The sequence below is a fragment of the Streptomyces sp. NPDC055189 genome (assembly GCF_053606765.1).
This window is the reverse complement of sequence record NZ_JBSGSG010000012.1, coordinates 16964-29844: the sequence shown is the minus strand read 5'-3', so window position 1 is coordinate 29844 and position 12881 is coordinate 16964. Positions and strand designations below refer to the sequence as shown.

General features: G+C 70.6%; 14 protein-coding genes. 5 read left to right on the top strand and 9 right to left on the bottom strand.

The window, feature by feature from the left end:
- The first annotated feature begins 103 nt into the window (after positions 1-103).
- Together ACWFR3_RS11640 and ACWFR3_RS11635 are read left to right on the top strand one after the other, a co-directional pair.
- On the top strand, positions 104-880 hold the full coding sequence (locus ACWFR3_RS11640) for a response regulator transcription factor (protein WP_453734384.1): 777 nt from the start codon (positions 104-106) through the stop codon (positions 878-880).
- Between the two features lie 17 nt (positions 881-897).
- Entirely contained in the window at positions 898-2313 is a 1416-nt protein-coding gene (locus tag ACWFR3_RS11635; protein WP_453734383.1) for an ATP-binding protein, read from the top strand.
- A 37-nt stretch (positions 2314-2350) separates the two neighbouring features.
- Here ACWFR3_RS11635 and ACWFR3_RS11630 read toward each other — a convergent pair whose 3' ends face one another.
- The 3 genes from ACWFR3_RS11630 to ACWFR3_RS11620 form a co-directional block, all read right to left on the bottom strand.
- Entirely contained in the window at positions 2351-2746 is a 396-nt protein-coding gene (locus ACWFR3_RS11630) for an ATP-binding protein (protein WP_453734382.1), read from the bottom strand.
- Positions 2747-2893: 147 nt separating this feature from the next.
- Positions 2894-4207, bottom strand: a complete 1314-nt coding sequence (locus ACWFR3_RS11625; RefSeq protein ID WP_453734381.1) for a metallophosphoesterase — start codon at positions 4205-4207, stop codon at positions 2894-2896.
- Between the two features lie 29 nt (positions 4208-4236).
- Positions 4237-4479: an SCO4848 family membrane protein gene (locus ACWFR3_RS11620; protein WP_160506782.1), complete on the bottom strand. Its 243-nt coding sequence runs from the start codon at positions 4477-4479 to the stop codon at positions 4237-4239.
- A 121-nt stretch (positions 4480-4600) separates the two neighbouring features.
- Between ACWFR3_RS11620 and ACWFR3_RS11615 the strand changes: the two genes are divergently transcribed.
- On the top strand, positions 4601-5863 hold the full coding sequence (locus ACWFR3_RS11615) for a D-alanyl-D-alanine carboxypeptidase family protein (protein ID WP_453734380.1): 1263 nt from the start codon (positions 4601-4603) through the stop codon (positions 5861-5863).
- Here ACWFR3_RS11615 and ACWFR3_RS11610 read toward each other — a convergent pair.
- The 4 genes from ACWFR3_RS11610 to ACWFR3_RS11595 are packed head-to-tail and all read right to left on the bottom strand — an operon-like array spanning position 5811 to position 8695.
- Positions 5811-6776 carry a YihY/virulence factor BrkB family protein gene (locus ACWFR3_RS11610; RefSeq protein WP_453734379.1) on the bottom strand — a complete coding sequence of 322 codons (966 nt, stop codon included), beginning with the start codon at positions 6774-6776 and terminating at the stop codon, positions 5811-5813. The two genes, ACWFR3_RS11615 and ACWFR3_RS11610, sit on opposite strands and share 53 nt — an antisense overlap.
- Positions 6764-7189, bottom strand: a complete 426-nt coding sequence (locus ACWFR3_RS11605) for a GtrA family protein (protein WP_453734506.1) — start codon at positions 7187-7189, stop codon at positions 6764-6766. The genes ACWFR3_RS11610 and ACWFR3_RS11605 overlap by 13 nt, the downstream gene beginning before the upstream one ends.
- Positions 7190-7215: 26 nt before the next feature.
- A complete protein-coding gene (locus tag ACWFR3_RS11600; RefSeq protein ID WP_453734378.1) occupies positions 7216-8169 on the bottom strand; it encodes a decaprenyl-phosphate phosphoribosyltransferase in 954 nt (317 codons plus the stop codon).
- A 4-nt stretch (positions 8170-8173) separates the two neighbouring features.
- Positions 8174-8695: a phosphatase PAP2 family protein gene (locus tag ACWFR3_RS11595; RefSeq protein ID WP_453734377.1), complete on the bottom strand. Its 522-nt coding sequence runs from the start codon at positions 8693-8695 to the stop codon at positions 8174-8176.
- A 253-nt stretch (positions 8696-8948) separates the two neighbouring features.
- Between ACWFR3_RS11595 and ACWFR3_RS11590 the strand changes: the two genes are divergently transcribed.
- On the top strand, positions 8949-10301 hold the full coding sequence (locus tag ACWFR3_RS11590) for an FAD-binding protein (protein WP_453734505.1): 1353 nt from the start codon (positions 8949-8951) through the stop codon (positions 10299-10301).
- A 20-nt stretch (positions 10302-10321) separates the two neighbouring features.
- Positions 10322-11077, top strand: a complete 756-nt coding sequence (locus ACWFR3_RS11585; protein ID WP_361182160.1) for a decaprenylphospho-beta-D-erythro-pentofuranosid-2-ulose 2-reductase — start codon at positions 10322-10324, stop codon at positions 11075-11077.
- Positions 11078-11106: 29 nt separating this feature from the next.
- Here the strand turns inward: ACWFR3_RS11585 and ACWFR3_RS11580 are convergent, their stop codons facing one another.
- Positions 11107-11694 (bottom strand): 2'-5' RNA ligase family protein, encoded by a 588-nt coding sequence (locus ACWFR3_RS11580; RefSeq protein ID WP_453734376.1) that lies wholly within the window; start codon positions 11692-11694, stop codon positions 11107-11109.
- A gap of 73 nt (positions 11695-11767) precedes the next feature.
- Positions 11768-12781 (bottom strand): tryptophan--tRNA ligase, encoded by a 1014-nt coding sequence (gene trpS, locus ACWFR3_RS11575; RefSeq protein ID WP_453734375.1) that lies wholly within the window; start codon positions 12779-12781, stop codon positions 11768-11770.
- Between the last annotated feature and the right edge of the window lie 100 nt (positions 12782-12881).

Below are 12881 nucleotides of genomic sequence, written 5' to 3'. Positions count from 1 at the left end.
ATCGGCAACGCCGCGCTCCGGCGGCGCGACACGCCCATGATTCTCAAGTAACTCCAAGGCACGGACCGAGACTTCGTACAACGAGCGCGCCGATACTGGGGGTATGAGCCACGCCGAAGGCCAGCAGGGAACAGATGTCGGAGTACCGCGGGGACCGGGCGCGGCGGCCACCGTCCCGGGCTCGGCGGCCACCGCTCCGGGCGCCGCGGCCACCGTCCTGGTCGTCGAGGACGAGCCGAGCATCGCCGACGTGCTCGCCATCGCCCTGCGCTACCACCGCTTCGACGTCATGGTGGCGGGCACCGTGCGCGACGCCCTCGCGCTCGCCGGGCGCACCCGGCCCGATGTGGCGCTCCTCGACGTGATGCTGCCGGACGGCGACGGCCGCGCCCTGGCCAGGGAGCTGCGTGCCCGGCATCCCGAGACGGCCCTGCTCTTCCTGACCGCCAGGGACGCGCCCGCGGAGGTCGTGGGCGCGCTCGGCTTCGGCGACGACTACATCACCAAGCCGTTCAACATCGACGAGGTCATCGCCCGCATCGGCGCGGTCCTGCGCCGTACCAGGGCCGTCGACGTACTCCCCCAGCGCCCGCCGCTGCGCCACGGCGACCTGGAGCTCGACGAGACGACCTACGTGGTGCGCCGGGCGGGGCGCTCGGCGCAGCTCACGCCCACCGAGTACGCCCTGCTGCGCTTCCTGGTCCGCAACGGCGGACGTGTAGTGCCCAAGGAGCAGCTCCTGCGCCATGTGTGGCAGTACGAACACCCGGCCGAGTCGACCGTCGTGGAGACCTACATCAGCTATCTGCGGCGCAAGCTGAACGCCCTTGGCCCTCCGGTGATCACGACCCGGCGGGGTGTCGGATACGGCCTCGCGTGAGGCGTGCGCGTCGCGGCATGAGCTCGCTGCGGGCCAAGCTGACCTGGGTGAACGTGGCGCTGCTCGCCCTCGGTGTGATCGTGGCGACGGGCGTCAGTGTCATGGGCATGCGCCACTATCTGCTCGACAACGTGGACGCCGAGCTGATGCAGTCCCGCAGTTCGCTGCTGAGCACCGGGCTCACCATGAAGGACGTCGAGCGGCTCAGCGAGCTGGGCATCGCGCTCGACAAGCTCTCGCCGGGCGGCAAGGAGCGGGCGAGCGTGCTCCCGCGCGGGGACACGCTGTTCGTGGCGGTCGACGGGAAGGGCGAGCCCGTCTCCATCGGCACGCTCACCCCGACCCCGCGCCAGCGCGCCCTGGCCGCCGCCGTGGACGACCCCCGCGCGGTCTCCGGAGAGTCCGAGCCGCAGGACGTCACGCTGGACGGCGACGCCCACCGCATGGTGGGAGCGAAGCTCGCCGACGGTACGACGGTCCTGATGGCCGCGGACACGGAGGACGTGGAGTCGGGCATCAACAAGGCGCTCAAGCTGGACGCCGCCTTCGGAGTGGTCCTGTTGGCGCTGCTCGCCGTCCTGACGATGATCTCCGCGCACCACCGCCTGCGTCCCCTCGAGGACATGGTCGAGACCGCGTCGGCCATCGCCGACGGGGACCTGACCAGGCGCGTTCCGTCGAGCCGCGCCCCGGCCATGGAGACCGAGCAGTTGCGCGTCGCCCTCAACTCCATGCTCCATCAAGTCGAGTCCGCCTTCGAGACCCGCGAGCGCAGCTCGGCGCAGCTGCGCCGCTTCGTCGCCGATGCCTCGCACGAACTGCGTACGCCCTTGTCGGCGATCCGCGGCTACCTCCAGCTGTACGACAAGGGGATGCTGCGCGATCCGGCGGAACGCACGCGCGCGTGGAGCCGCGTCATCGCCGAGACCGACCGGATGGGCCGCCTCGTCGACGAACTGCTCACCCTGGCCCGCCTGGACCAGCAGCCGGAGCTGCGCCTCAAGAACGTCGACTTGAGCCGCCTCGTACGGGATGCCGCCGACGATCTGCGGGCGCAGGAGCCGGAGCGTCCGCTCACGGTCTGCGCGGAAGGTGCGGTGCTGGTCCGCGCCGACGAGTCCGGGCTGCGTCAGGTACTCGGCAATCTCCTGGGGAACGTACGCGTCCACACCCCCGCCGACGCGCAGGTCACCCTGGACGTGGAGCGGCAGGACGGGGTGGTGCGGCTGCGGGTCGCCGACCGGGGCCCCGGCCTCGCGGAAGACGATGCGGCGCGTGTGTTCGACCGGTTCTTCCGCGCGGGCGGGAGTGCGGGCAGCGGTCTCGGGATGGCGATCGTGCAGGGGGTGGTGGCGGCGCACGGCGGCGAGGTGGGGGTGGAGACGGCGCCGGGGGCGGGGCTGACGGTGACGGTTACCTTGCCTGCGGGGTAGTCCGGCGGGCCGGCGGGAAAGGGCGAAGACCCCGGTCCTAGGACCGAACCAGCGCCCACACCGTCTTCCCGTGCCGCCCCCGCTGCCAGACCCCCCACGCCTCGGCGATGTTGTCGAGCAGGCGCAGGCCGCGGCCGCTCTCCTCAAGGGGGCCCACTTCGCGCAGTTGAGGGGTGGCCGGGCTCTCGTCGGAGACCTCTATGAAGCAGTCGCCGTCGGACAGCACCGTGATCGCCACCTCGAACTCCCTTTCCTGGACGCGCCCGTGGCAGACGGCGTTCGTCACCAGCTCCGACACCAGGAGTACCGCGTCGTCGAGGGTCGCGCTCTCCTCCTTGTGTCCCCAGGCGGCCAGGTGGTCGTGCACACGGAGCCGGGCGAGCGAGACGGATGCCGGATGCGGTGGCAGCCGGAAAGCCTGACGTCGCAACAACGTTCCCCCTCGGGCACACCAAAGCGCCAAGAACTGCTCACATCTCCGACACTTAATGCTGCGCAGAGGAAGCGCTCGGTGTCACACCGTCACCCTGTGGCCCGACCGTATCCAGCCAGTTTCGTATTACATCGAAATAATGCGCGATCATGCCTGCCGCGAGGCCAGTTCGACGACCGTGACGTCGGACGGCGCCCCAACTCTCACAGGCGGCCCCCACGCACCGGCGCCCCGCGTGACATACAGCTGCGTGTCGCCGTACCGCTCGAGTCCGGCGAGCGTCGGGTTGGCCAGATCGGCGATGAAATTGCCTGGCCACAGCTGCCCGCCGTGGGTGTGCCCGGAGAGCTGGAGGTCGACGCCGTGCTTGACGGCGTCATGGATGACGACCGGCTGATGGGCAAGGAGGACGGAGGCCCGCGAGCGGTCCCGGTCGCCGAGCGCCTTCCCGAAGTCGGGCCCGTGCCCCTCGCTCTCGCCCGCCACGTCGTCCACACCGGCGAGGTCGAAGCCGGGCAGTTCGGTGCGGGCGTTCTCCAGGGGGCGCAGGCCGAGATCGCGTACGTGCTCGACCCACTGCGCGGCTCCCGAGAAGTACTCGTGGTTGCCGGTCACGAAGTACGTTCCGTGCCGCGCGCGCAGCTGTGCGAGCGGCGCGGCGGCGGGACCGAGGTCCTCGACGCTGCCGTCCACCAGGTCGCCGACGACCGCGATGAGGTCGGGCTGGGTGCCGTTGATCGTGTCGACCACGCGCTGGGTGAAGCCGCGTCCGAGAACCGGCCCCAGGTGGATGTCGCTGACCACGGCGATCCGGAACCCGTGCGCCCCGCGCGGCAGCTTGGCCAGCGGCACGGTGACGCGCTTGACCCGCGGGCCGCGCAGGACTCCGTACGTTCCGTAGCCGACCGTTCCGACGGCGACGGCCGCGGCACTCCCGCCGATGATCCGGGAGACGAAGAGGCGGCGCGAGGGGGTGGCCCGCTCCGGCCGCGGTGCTGCGGGGGCGGGGGCAGGGGCAGCAGCGGGGGCCTTTTCGGTCTCTGCTGAAGGGGCGCCGGCCTCTACGGAGAGGGCATCCGCGGAACCGGCGCCCTCCGTAGAGGCCGCCTTCTCCGTAGAGGCCGCCTTCTCCGTAGAGCCCGCTTCCGAGCGGCGCCGCAAGAAGAAGGGCCGTACGAGCTCCCCGACAAGCAGCGCGAGCACGAGGTAGATCGACAGGGCCATCCACATGAAGCCCGGCCAGGCGAGGACCTTCTGCAACCAGAACGGCGCCCCGGCCCGCTCACTGGCGACCGCCGCGAACATCAGCAGCGGCCCCGCGACGAAGACCACCGCCCCCGCGCGCCGGGCGAACCCGGACCGGGCCGTGGTGTCCCGCACCAGGCGGCGCCACGCGTACCACTGCATTCCGGCAAGGGCCGCGAGCGCGGCGATACCGGCCAACACGAACAGGATGACCACGGAGCGCGCCCCTCGAAGTGACCGATCAGTTATGACGTACGGCGCAGAGCACGAACTCCGCGCAACCCGATGGCCCCTACCACCGTCCCCAAGACAAAGGAGGCGACGGCGAGCGTCAGGTGCACCCAGAAGTACGCGGTCGGGTCGCCTGCGTCATCGAAGGCGAGCCCACTGCCGTCCTTCCACAGGTTCTTGACGAAAGTGATCCAGATGAACCAGCTCCACACACCGAAGGCGAGCAGGAACCAGGAGACCGGGCGGCTGAGCTTCATGCGTTCAGTATCGCGAGCCTCCGTTCCGCGGCGCCGCCGGGGTGCGGAGCAGGGCGGCGAGGCTGTGGCGCAGCCCACCTCGGCGGCGACTTCCACAGCGGCGCCCTGTACGTTCTCGTCCGTGCCTGCCGTAAAAAAGACCGCCTTGTTGGTCACTTCCGCCGCATTGCTCACCATGTCGACCACAGCTCCCGCATGGGCGGACGACAAGCCGGGGGGTGAGGACAAGCCCAAGCCGCCCGCGTCGATGTCGACCGTGGGCGGCGCCAAGCTCGGGAAGCCCGGCACCCAGGTGAGTCTCAAGGCGGATGCGCCCGTGCTCCCCAAGAAGCTGTCCGCGCGCTCCTGGATGGTCTCCGACGCCGAGACGGGCGAGGTGCTCGCCTCGCACAACTCGCACTGGCGGCTGGCCCCGGCGAGCACCCTGAAAATGCTCTTCGCGGACACGGTCCTGCCGAAGTTCCCCAAGTCGCAGGAGCACAACGTCGAGCTCTCCGACCTGGCGGGCATCGGCGCGGGCAGCAGCATGGTCGGCGTCAAGGAGAACGAGACGTACACGGTCCACGACCTGTGGCTCGGTGTCTTCCTGCAGTCGGGCAATGACGCCGTGCACGTCCTGTCGGCGATGAACGGCGGTGTCCCGCAGACCGTCAAGGACATGCAGTCGCACGCCGAGGAGCTGCAGGCCCTGGACACGCACGTGGTCAGCCCGGACGGCTACGACGAGAAGGGGCAGGTCTCCTCCGCGTACGACCTGACGCTTTTCGCCCGCTCCGGGCTGCAGAAGAAGGACTTCCGCGAGTACTGCTCGACGGCCACCGCCCAGTTCCCCGGCGAGACCAAGAAGGTCACGAAGGGCAAGGACAAGGGCAAGAAGAAGCGCGGAACCTTCGCGATCAAGAACACCAACCGACTCCTTACGGGTGACATCGGCCTCGACGCCTACAAGGGCATCGCGGGCGTCAAGAACGGCAGCACCACGAACGCGGGCAACACCTTCACCGGTGTCGCCGAGCGCAACGGCAAGGTGCTCCTCGTGACCGTCATGAACCCCGACTCCGGGGAGCAGCACGCGGTCTACAAGGAGACCGAGCGCCTCCTGGACTGGGGCTTCGCGGCCTCGGGCAAGGTCGATCCGGTGGGCGAACTGGTCGCTCCGAAGAGTGCCGCCACGGGCAGCGGCAAGGGCGCTCCCGGAGCGGGCAAGAGCCAGGCGGACTCGGCGAAGAAGGTGGCGCACGCCTCCGACACGGCGTCGGGCAGTGGCGTCGGCATCGCGCTCGGCGTCGTGGGCGGCGTCCTCGCGCTCATCGCCGCCGGGTGGTTCGTGATCAGCCGTCGGATGCCGCTGCCGGACCTGGTGCGGCGGAAGAGCCGCCGCTGACGGCGTCGCCCGCTTCCCGCTGTCCCTCCTCCTGCTGCTGCTCCTGCTGCTCTTCTTCTGTACGTCCCTGCTTCCGCGTCGCCGTCCAGGCGGCGCAGAACAGCAGAAGCTTTGCCGTGAAGTTGATCCACAGGAGCAGCGCGACGGGCACTCCGAAGGCGCCGTACATGCTCTTCGCCGCGACGCCCTTCATGTAGCCGCCGAGCAACAGCTTGAGCAGCTCGAACCCGGCCGCGCCAATCAGCCCCGCGGTGATCAGGTGGCGGCGGGGCGGCTGGACGTCCGGCAGCAGCGTCAGGACGTAGAGCAGCAGCAGGAAGTCCGCGAAGACGGCGATGGCGAACGCCACCGCCTGAAGGAGCACTCCGCCCCAGCCGTTTTCGGAGACCCCGAGGAGATCGGCGCTCCAGCCCACCGCGGTCGAGGCGAGGGTGGACGCGGCGACGGACGCGAGGCCCGCGCCACCGAGCCCGAAGAGCACCCCGGCGTCCTTGATCTTGCGCATGACGGGGTTCTCTTCGATGTCCTCCAGCTCCCAGACGGCCCGCAGGCACTCCCGCATGGAGCCGACCCAGCCGATGCCGGTGAAGAGCAGCAGGGCGCCCGCGACGAGGCCGATGGTGCCGGCGTTGGCGACCAGGGCGTCCAGGTTCAGCTGGTCGGAGATGCCGGGGACCTGCTTGGAGATGGTGTCCTCGAGCTTGTTCTGCTGGCTCTTGGAGAGCGTCGCGGCGGCGACCGCCGCGGCGACGGTGATCAGCGGGAACAGCGCGAGGAAGCTGATGAAGGTCATCGCGGCCGCGAGGCGGGTCCAGTGCACGGTGTCGAGTCGCTCGTACGCGCTCCACGCGTGCGTGCGCATCAGACGCTCCACCTGAGGTCCGATGCCGGGGAGCTTTTTCAGCCAGTCCATGATGCCTCCCTGCCCGCTGTACGGAAGACCAAGGTCCGGGTACCCCAGAAACGCAGAACTGTGGCGAGTGCCATGCCGACTCCCGCACCGGAGACAGTGTCGGCGCGCTGTGAGGTGAGGCCAAGGCCATAGTGAGACACCGCGATGCAGAGCAGCTGCACCACGGCGCCGGCGATGTTGACGGCGAAGAAGATCCCGTACTGACGAAGGCGCGAGACCGCGTCGCTCTCGCGTCGCCGGTAGGTTCCGAGCGCGTTGCCCGCGTAGGCGACCGTGCAGCCGGCGACGAAGGAGAGAGCCTTCGCGGTCAGCGGGTCGAGACCGGCGGGGCCGCGCAGCCAGATGAAGAGGCCGAGGTCGACTGCGTACGCGCAGATCCCGGCGGCCGCGAAGCCGAGCAGTTCGGGGCCCATGGCCCGCAGCCGCTCGCTGAGCGCGCTCACCAGTCGGCGACCGCGAGGCCGTACATCGCGATCCACACGAGGCCGATGACGGCGAGCGCCCGGTCGCGCAGGACGACGTCCTCGGGCTCGCCGGCCGTGCCCCGGTCGGCGAATACGGCGTACCGCAGGACCGCGAGCACGAAGGCGGCCATCGACAGCTGCCGCCAGGGCAGCGAGCTGCCGTTGGAGGTGCCGCCGCTCTCCATGGCCCACAGGCAGTACGCGAGGACGGCGACTCCGGCGGCCAGCTGCCAGACGAAGCGGAGGTAGCCGGTGGTGTATTCGGTGAGCAACGCGCGCGTGGCGCCCGGTTTCTCGGAGCTCCCGGACATCTGGACGGCTTCGGAGTAGCGCTTGGCGGAGACCATGAAGAGCGCGCCGAAGCCCGTGGTGATCAAGAACCAGCGCGAGAGCGGAATGCCGAGGGCCACTCCCCCGATCATCGCCCGCATCAGGAAGCCGGTGGTGACGACGGCGAGATCGACGACCAGGACGTGCTTGAGGCTGACGCAGTAGGCCAGTTGCATCACTACGTAGGCGGCGAGAAGGCCGGCCGTCAGGGGCGTGCAGAACGCCGCGGCGGCCAGCGGCGCGAGCACGGCGAGCAGCCCGCCGACCGCGTACGCGACCGTCACCGGCACCTGTCCGGCGGCGACCGGTCTGCGGCACTTTGTGGGGTGGGCGCGGTCGGCGTCGGCGTCGCGCGCGTCGTTGATCAGGTAGACGGCGGACGCGGCGGCCGTGAACAGCGCGAACACAAGGAGGAGTTGGATCAGCGACTGGCGCGAGAAGAGCTCGCCCGCGGCGGCGGGGGCCGCGACGACCAGAACGTTCTTCACCCACTGGCGGGGGCGCGCGGTCTTCAGGAGGCCCAGCGGCAGGGCCAGCGAGCTCGGCCCTGACGGCTGGGGCGGCTGGGGGCGTTCGAGCAGGGCGGTGCGGTCAGCCATTCGGTCAGCCATTCCTGCGACCCCCGTTCATCCAGGAAGAGCCCACGCGCGCGGTGACGGCGCCGAGGGCCGCGCCCGCCGCCACGTCACTCGGGTAGTGCACGCCGACGACCATCCGCGAGACGCACATGGCGGCGGCGAGCGGCGGGACGATACGGGCTCCGGCGGGGCTCAGCGCGCCGTACGCGACGGTGGCCGCGGCGGCCGAAGTGGCATGCGAACTGGGGAAGGAGTGCCGTCCCGCGGTCCTGACGAGGGGCTCCACGCCCGTGTCGCCGCCGGGGCGCGGGCGCCGCACGACGCGCTTGACGCCCATGCTCGCCAGGTGTGCGGCGGCGGTCAGCGCCGTGGCGCGCAGCCACGTGCCGCGCCGCTCGCGGTCGACAGCGGCGCCCGCGAGCCCCGCGAAGAGCCAGAGGGCGGCGTGCTCGCCGGCCTGCGACAGGGCCCGTGCGGCGGCGGCCACGCGCGCGTCGGACCCGCAGTCACGCAGGGCCGACAGCAGCCGGTGGTCCATGTCGTGCATGTGGCCTCCCTCTCCGGGGACTTCGAAAAGCTGACCTCCCGACTCTTCTAGGTAACCTCTCAATATTTACGTCAATATAGGACGACACTCCATCAATCACCCATTTCGGTGAGGACCTGGATGTATATGGGCAAACTGCCCTTGCCGGGGCGATACGGTCACGCCTATGCCTGCCGACTCCGCTCCGCCCGCCGACTCCGCGACCGCGACGACGCCCGAGGCCGTGATCGCGGCGACGCCCGAGGCCGCGTCCATGGCGACACCCGAGACCGTGTCCGTGTCGGGGTGGGGTCGCACCGCGCCCTCCACCGCCCGTCTGATCCGCCCCCGTTCGCCCGAGGAGGCCGTGGCCGCCCTCCAGGCCTGCGGGGAGCGTGGCGGCATCGCCAGGGGCCTGGGACGGGCCTACGGGGACGCCGCACAGAACGCGGGCGGCGCGGTCCTCGACATGACCGGCATGGACCGCATCCACGCCATCGACGCGGACGCGGGCACCGTCCTGTGCGACGCCGGGGTCTCCCTGCACCACCTGATGGAAGTCCTGCTCCCGCTCGGCTGGTTCGTGCCCGTCACGCCGGGGACCCGCTATGTGACCGTCGGCGGCGCGATCGGCACGGACATCCACGGCAAGAACCACCACGGCTCCGGGTCGTTCTCGCGCCACGTCATGGCCGTGGAACTGCTCACCGCCGACGGCGCGGTGCAGGCGGTCGAGCGCGGCAGCGCCCTGTTCGACGCGACGGCGGGCGGCATGGGCCTGACCGGCGTGATCCTGGCGGCGACGCTGCAACTGCAGCCGGTCGAGACCTCGTTGATGACGGTCGACACGGAGCGCGCCACCGACCTGGACGACCTGATGGCCCGCCTCACCGCCACCGATCACCGCTACCGCTACTCGGTCGCCTGGATCGACCTCCTCGCGCGCGGTGCGTCGATGGGCCGCGCGGTGCTCACGCGCGGCGACCACGCTCCCCTGGACGCCCTTCCGCCACGCGCGCGTAGAGCCCCGCTTACGTTCCGCCCCGGCCGGCTGCCGTCCGCCCCGCGCTTCCTGCCCGAAGGGCTGCTCGGCCGGAAGTCGGTGGGCCTCTTCAATGAGCTCTGGTACCGCAAGGCACCCCGCCTGAGGGTGGGCGAACTCCAGAAGATGTCGACGTTCTTCCACCCCCTCGACGGCGTCCCGCACTGGAACCGCGTGTACGGCCGGGGCGGCTTCGTGCAGTACCAATTCGTCGTCGGGTACGGCAAGGAGGAGTCCCTGCGGCGCATCGTGCGGCGCATCTCGGACCGCGGCTGCCCTTCCTTCCTCGCCGTACTGAAGCGCTTCGGAGAGGGCGATCCGGGCTGGCTCTCCTTCCCGATGCCCGGCTGGACCCTCGCCCTGGACATCCCGGCGAACCTGCCGGGCCTTGGCGCCTTCCTCGACGAACTCGACGAGGAGGTCGCCGCGTCCGACGGCCGCGTCTACCTGGCCAAGGACTCCCGCCTGCGGCCCGAGATGCTCGCCGCGATGTATCCGCGGCTCGACGATTTCCGCGCACTGCGGGCGGACCTCGACCCGCACGGCCTTTTCCGCTCGGACCTCTCGCGCCGCCTCGCCCTCTAGCACCTCCAGGAGTTGGTCCCATGAAGGACGCCTTCGGCACCCCCCAGTCCCTGCTCGTACTCGGCGGCACCTCCGAGATCGGCCTCGCCACCGCCCGCCGTCTGGTCGCGCGGCGCACCCGCACGGTGTGGCTGGCAGGGCGCCCTTCGCCGGGCCTGGAGAAGGCCGCCGCGGGCCTGCGCGAGCTGGGTGCGGACGTCCGCACCGTCGCCTTCGACGCGCTCGACTCCGAGTCCCACGAGGCCACGCTCGGCAAGATCTTCGCCGAGGGCGACATCGACATGGTGCTGCTGGCCTTCGGCATCCTCGGTGACCAGGCACGCGACGAGGACGAGCCGCTGTCGGCGGTGCGGGTCGCGCAGACGAACTACACCGGCGCGGTATCGGCGGGCCTGGTGTGCGCGCGGTCGCTCCAGGCCCAAGGGCACGGCGCCCTGGTGGTGCTCTCGTCGGTCGCGGGCGAGCGCGCACGGCGCACGAACTTCATCTACGGGTCCAGCAAGGCGGGCCTCGACGCCTTCGCCCAGGGCCTGGGCGACGCGCTGCACGGCACCGGGGTGCACGTGATGGTGGTCCGCCCCGGCTTCGTACGCTCCAAGATGACCGCGGGCCTGGAGGAGGCCCCGATGGCGACCACTCCGGAGGCGGTCGCCGAGGCCATCGAGACGGGCCTGCGGCGGCGCTCGGAGACGGTGTGGGTGCCCGGCGCGCTACGGGTGGTCATGTCGGCGCTGCGGCACGCGCCGCGGGCGGTGTTCCGGCGGCTTCCGGTGTGACCTTGCCGCGGTGAAGCCCCCGGCCCGGATCAGCGGGCGGGCAGCGTGCTGTGCGCGGCCGGGGCCGTGGCCTGGGGCGGGACCACCGGGCCGCCGCCACCGAAGGCGAACTCGCGCAGCTTGCGCCACACTCCGTCGGCGCCCTGCTCGTACAGCGCGAAGCCGGTGCACGGCCACTCGGCCGTGTAGTCCGAAAGCTCCGCGTATGCCCGGTCCATGGCTTCTTCGGAGATGCCGTGCGCCACCGTGACGTGCGGGTGGTACGGGAACTGCAGCTCGCGCGCCATGGGCCCGGAGGCGTCCCGCACCCGCTCCTGCAGCCAGCTGCAGGCCGAGCCGCCCGCCATCACCTGGACGAAGACGACGGGCGACAGCGGACGGAACGTGCCCGTTCCGGAGAGCCGCATCGGGAAGGGGCGCCCGGAGGCAGCGACGGCCCCCAGGTGCGCCTCGACCGCGGGCAGCGCCGTGGCGTCCACCTCGGTCGGCGGCAGCAGCGTGACGTGGGTGGGGATGCCGTGCGCCGCGGGATCCCCGAAGCCCGCGCGCCGCTCCTGGAGCAGGCTGCCGTGAGGCTCCGGAACCGCGATCGACACACCGATCGTTACGGTCCCCACGTCGTACTCCTGTCGGTCGGATGGCGGGCAGAGGGCGCTGCTGTATTCGGCTTGTCGCAGGTGGCTGCGTGGCTCAGTGCTTGGCGGGCAGGAGGCCCACCTTGTCGTACGCCCGGGCGAGGGTCTCCGCGGCGACGGCGCGCGCCTTCTCGGCGCCCTTGGCCAGGATCGAGTCGAGCGTCTCCGGGTCGTCCAGGTAGGCCTGGGTGCGGTCCCGGAAGGGAGTCACGAAGTCGACCATGACCTCGGCGAGGTCCGTCTTCAGCGCACCGTAGCCCTTGCCGGCGTACTTCTGCTCCAGTTCCGGGATACCGGTGCCGGTGAGCGTGGAGTAGATCGAGAGGAGGTTGCTGACACCCGGCTTCTCCGCCGTGTCGTAGCGCACGACGGTGTCGGTGTCGGTCACCGCGCTCTTGACCTTCTTGGCGGTGGCCTTGGGGTCGTCGAGGAGGTTGATCAGGCCCTTGGGGGTGGAGGCCGACTTGCTCATCTTGATCGACGGGTCCTGAAGATCGAAGATCTTCGCCGTCTCCTTCAGGATGTACGCCGACGGGACGGTGAACGTCTCGCCGAGGCGGCCGTTGAAGCGCTCCGCGAGGTCGCGGGTCAGCTCGATGTGCTGGCGCTGGTCCTCGCCGACCGGGACCTGATTGGCCTGGTAGAGCAGGATGTCCGCGACCTGGAGGATGGGGTACGTGAAGAGGCCCACGGAGGCGCGGTCCGCACCCTGCTTGGCCGCCTTGTCCTTGAACTGCGTCATGCGCGACGCCTCGCCGAAGCCCGTGAAGCAGTTCATGATCCAGGCGAGCTGGGCGTGCTCGGGGACGTGGCTCTGGACGAAGAGCGTGCAGCGCTCGGGGTCGAGGCCCGCGGCGAGGAGCTGTGCGGCGGCGAGCCGGGTGTTGGCACGCAGGTCGGCCGGGTCCTGCGGCATCGTGATCGCGTGGAGATCCACCACCATGTAGAACGCGTCGTGGGACTCCTGCAGCGCCACCCACTGGCGGACCGCGCCGAGGTAGTTGCCGAGGTGGAACGAGCCTGCGGTGGGCTGGATTCCGGAGAGCACGCGAGGACGATCAATGGCCATAGGGCTCATTCTCTCAGGTGTCTCTCATTGCTCGGAAACAGTCGTGTGACGGGTGTGCCGCGATCTTGTGATCCGGCACTTCGATCCGGCACTTCGATCC

What these genes read in the sequence shown, in the direction of transcription:
- ACWFR3_RS11610 (WP_453734379.1), bottom strand. Translation starts at nt 6,776, where the DNA reads ATGGACTGGCTGAAAAAGCTCCCCGGCATCGGACCTCAGGTGGAGCGT.
- ACWFR3_RS11635 (WP_453734383.1), top strand. Translation starts at nt 898, where the DNA reads ATGAGCTCGCTGCGGGCCAAGCTGACCTGGGTGAACGTGGCGCTGCTC.
- ACWFR3_RS11595 (WP_453734377.1), bottom strand. Translation starts at nt 8,695, where the DNA reads ATGCACGACATGGACCACCGGCTGCTGTCGGCCCTGCGTGACTGCGGG.
- ACWFR3_RS11585 (WP_361182160.1), top strand. Translation starts at nt 10,322, where the DNA reads ATGAAGGACGCCTTCGGCACCCCCCAGTCCCTGCTCGTACTCGGCGGC.
- ACWFR3_RS11640 (WP_453734384.1), top strand. Translation starts at nt 104, where the DNA reads ATGAGCCACGCCGAAGGCCAGCAGGGAACAGATGTCGGAGTACCGCGG.
- ACWFR3_RS11605 (WP_453734506.1), bottom strand. Translation starts at nt 7,189, where the DNA reads ATGGGCCCCGAACTGCTCGGCTTCGCGGCCGCCGGGATCTGCGCGTAC.
- ACWFR3_RS11590 (WP_453734505.1), top strand. Translation starts at nt 8,949, where the DNA reads ATGGCGACACCCGAGACCGTGTCCGTGTCGGGGTGGGGTCGCACCGCG.
- trpS (WP_453734375.1), bottom strand. Translation starts at nt 12,781, where the DNA reads ATGGCCATTGATCGTCCTCGCGTGCTCTCCGGAATCCAGCCCACCGCA.
- ACWFR3_RS11600 (WP_453734378.1), bottom strand. Translation starts at nt 8,169, where the DNA reads ATGGCTGACCGCACCGCCCTGCTCGAACGCCCCCAGCCGCCCCAGCCG.
- ACWFR3_RS11620 (WP_160506782.1), bottom strand. Translation starts at nt 4,479, where the DNA reads ATGAAGCTCAGCCGCCCGGTCTCCTGGTTCCTGCTCGCCTTCGGTGTG.